The organism is Nonomuraea lactucae (genome assembly GCF_003313395.1).
Lineage (GTDB): Bacteria > Actinomycetota > Actinomycetes > Streptosporangiales > Streptosporangiaceae > Nonomuraea > Nonomuraea lactucae.
Window position 1 is genome coordinate 1 of record NZ_QNFZ01000600.1, and the last position, 2,211, is coordinate 2,211.

The 2,211-nt window shown below is 72.2% G+C and carries 2 protein-coding genes and 1 pseudogene; 1 reads left to right on the forward strand and 2 read right to left on the reverse strand.

Annotation, left to right across the window (positions count from 1 at the left end):
- Window positions 1-903 (forward strand): CU044_5270 family protein (locus DQW85_RS24065; protein WP_113702320.1); only part of this gene is annotated, 903 nt, incomplete at its 5' end.
- A gap of 87 nt (window positions 904-990) precedes the next feature.
- On the opposite strand, the gene DQW85_RS24070 is transcribed toward DQW85_RS24065, so the two are convergent.
- Together DQW85_RS24070 and DQW85_RS24075 are read right to left on the reverse strand one after the other, a co-directional pair.
- Window positions 991-1,860 carry a DUF4097 family beta strand repeat-containing protein gene (locus DQW85_RS24070; protein ID WP_113702321.1) on the reverse strand — a complete coding sequence of 290 codons (870 nt, stop codon included), beginning with the start codon at window positions 1,858-1,860 and terminating at the stop codon, window positions 991-993.
- A 104-nt stretch (window positions 1,861-1,964) separates the two neighbouring features.
- A pseudogene (locus DQW85_RS24075) lies at window positions 1,965-2,211 on the reverse strand (toxin-antitoxin system HicB family antitoxin); the annotation flags it as partial.

A 2,211-nucleotide genomic window follows, 5' to 3' on the forward strand; every position in this document is an offset into this window, starting at 1 on the left:
CTGCCGCTCGCGACCGGACTGGCGGCCGCCGCAGCCGCACTGGGCGTGCTGGCCGTAGGCACCGCCGTCATCGCGGGCGGCGACCCCACGGCGCCGCCCGGCGCCGCACGACCGCACCCGACCATCCCGACGACCCCGACAGCCCCGACCACGGCGAACCGGCTGACCGTGGTGCCACTGGGCACCGCCAGCGCCGACCACGTCGGCGCACAGCTCGAACGCATCTCCCTGGTGGCGGCGAAGTCCACGACGAAAGTCCACGAAGGCCAGTTCGCCTACACCAGGCGCCAGGGCCAGGGCGTGATCCCCGAGCGGGAGCAGACCATGCCGGGCGAGGGCCCGATGAAGATGACCCCCATGGTCAAGCGGGAGATCTGGGTCCAGCAGCAAGCGTTCGGCGGCAAGGGACTCATCATCGACAACGGAGTGCCGGAGGAGTACGACCAGGGCAACGACGTGGAGTACCGCCACCGCTACCAAGCCCTCGCCGAGCTGCCGACCGACCCCGACGCGCTGCTGAAGGCCGTCTACGCCGACCCCGACACCAAGGAGGGAGACGCGACCACCGAGGACCAGCGCGCGTTCGACACCATCGGCGACCTGCTGGAGCAGGAGGTGCTGCCCCCCGCGATGGGCGCCGCGCTGTACAAGGCGGTGGCGAAGATCCCCGGCGTGACCATCGTGGACAGATCCCAGGACGCGGCGGGCCGCGAAGGGATCGCGGTCGCCCGTGAGGACGCGGGCGCCCGCACCGAATGGATCTTCGACCGGGACACCCTCAAGTACCTGGGCGAGCGCAAGGTCCAGATCCAGGACACGCAGTGGCTCAAGAAGGGCACCCTGCTCAGTACCTCAGCGATCTTCGAGCGCGCCATCGTCGACCAGGCCGGCCAGCGCCCCTAGCGACCGGCGGTTCGGGGCGTTGGGGCCCGAGCGTACGCCGATGAGCTGCACGCCTTTACAAAGTAGATCACCAAGGCTGGTCCGCCGTCACGAGCGGCGGACCAGGATGTCGCCGAAGCCCGTGCGCGCGCGCACTTCGACCGTCTCGGTGGCCTCGCCGGGACCGTCAACGGCGTCAGGCGGGACGTCCACGCTGCCGTACTGCGAGCTGACGTCGAGCCAGGCCGCGCTGCCCTCCCGGATGCCGACCTCGAGGTCTCCGGAACGGGTGTCGAGGGCGACCGAGCCGCGCACCACCTCGCCGACGCGGATGCTGCCGTGGGCCGTCTTGGCGACGAGGGTGGCCAGGGCGCGTTCGACGGCGATGTCGCCGGACGCCGTGTGCAGGCGCGCGTCGCCGGTCACCTCGCCGAGGGTGATGTCGCCGTTGGAGGTCTTCAGCACGGCCGAGCCGTCGATCTCGCCGATGCGGATCTCGCCGTCGGAGGTCGTGATGTCGGCGTGCCCCGCCGAACGGGCCACCGAGATGCGGCCCGACGCGGTGTTCAGCCGCGCGCGGCCCGTCTCGTCGAGCCGGATGTCGCCGGAGGTCGTGCTGAACCGGGAGTCGCCGAGACGGCCCTCGCTGCGGAACTCCGCTCCCCCGACCCCGAGCATGTCCCCCGGGTCGCCGGTCGCGTCGACGCGCGAGCCGGACGGCAGCTCGACCGTCACCTCGATCGAACCGCCACGCCCGAACAGCGAGCGGGCCCAGTTCTTCGGCGCCTTCACCAGCAGGACTCCCCTGGAGCACTCGACCTGGGTCTGCTCGGCCGCCCGCACGTCGGCCGTGTCGGACGGGTCGGTCGGCCGCACCTCCACGACGGTGTCGGCGCGGTCGCTCGCGCTGATCCGTACGGTGCCCGCCGTGATGTCGATGGTCGCGGAGATCGGCTCAGGTGTGTCGAAAGCGGGCATGGCGCTTCCTTCCTGACAGGGTCGGGCGGTGTCCCGCCACGGAACGAAGGTGTGCGATGAGTAACGAGGGTGTGCGGTGGGTGCGGCGGGGCGTGACCTGGCCACTAGCGCACCCAGCCGGTGTAGCGCCCGCCGAGCCTGGGTCCGCCGAGTCCGGGGCCGGCGGGTCCTGACCCGTCACGCCGCCCTGGACGCCGGCCCCCGCCGTCGCCGTCCAGCGCGGCGGACACCGCCCGCACCAGCCAGGAGTTGGCCGAGAGGCCCTCCCGCGCGGCGGCCTCGTCGATGCGCGTCTTGAGCTGCTCGGGGACGCGCAGCGCGACCCGCACCATGGCCCCGTCGTCGCCTTCC

What these genes read in the sequence shown, in the direction of transcription:
- DQW85_RS24070 (WP_113702321.1), bottom strand. Translation starts at nt 1,860, where the DNA reads ATGCCCGCTTTCGACACACCTGAGCCGATCTCCGCGACCATCGACATC.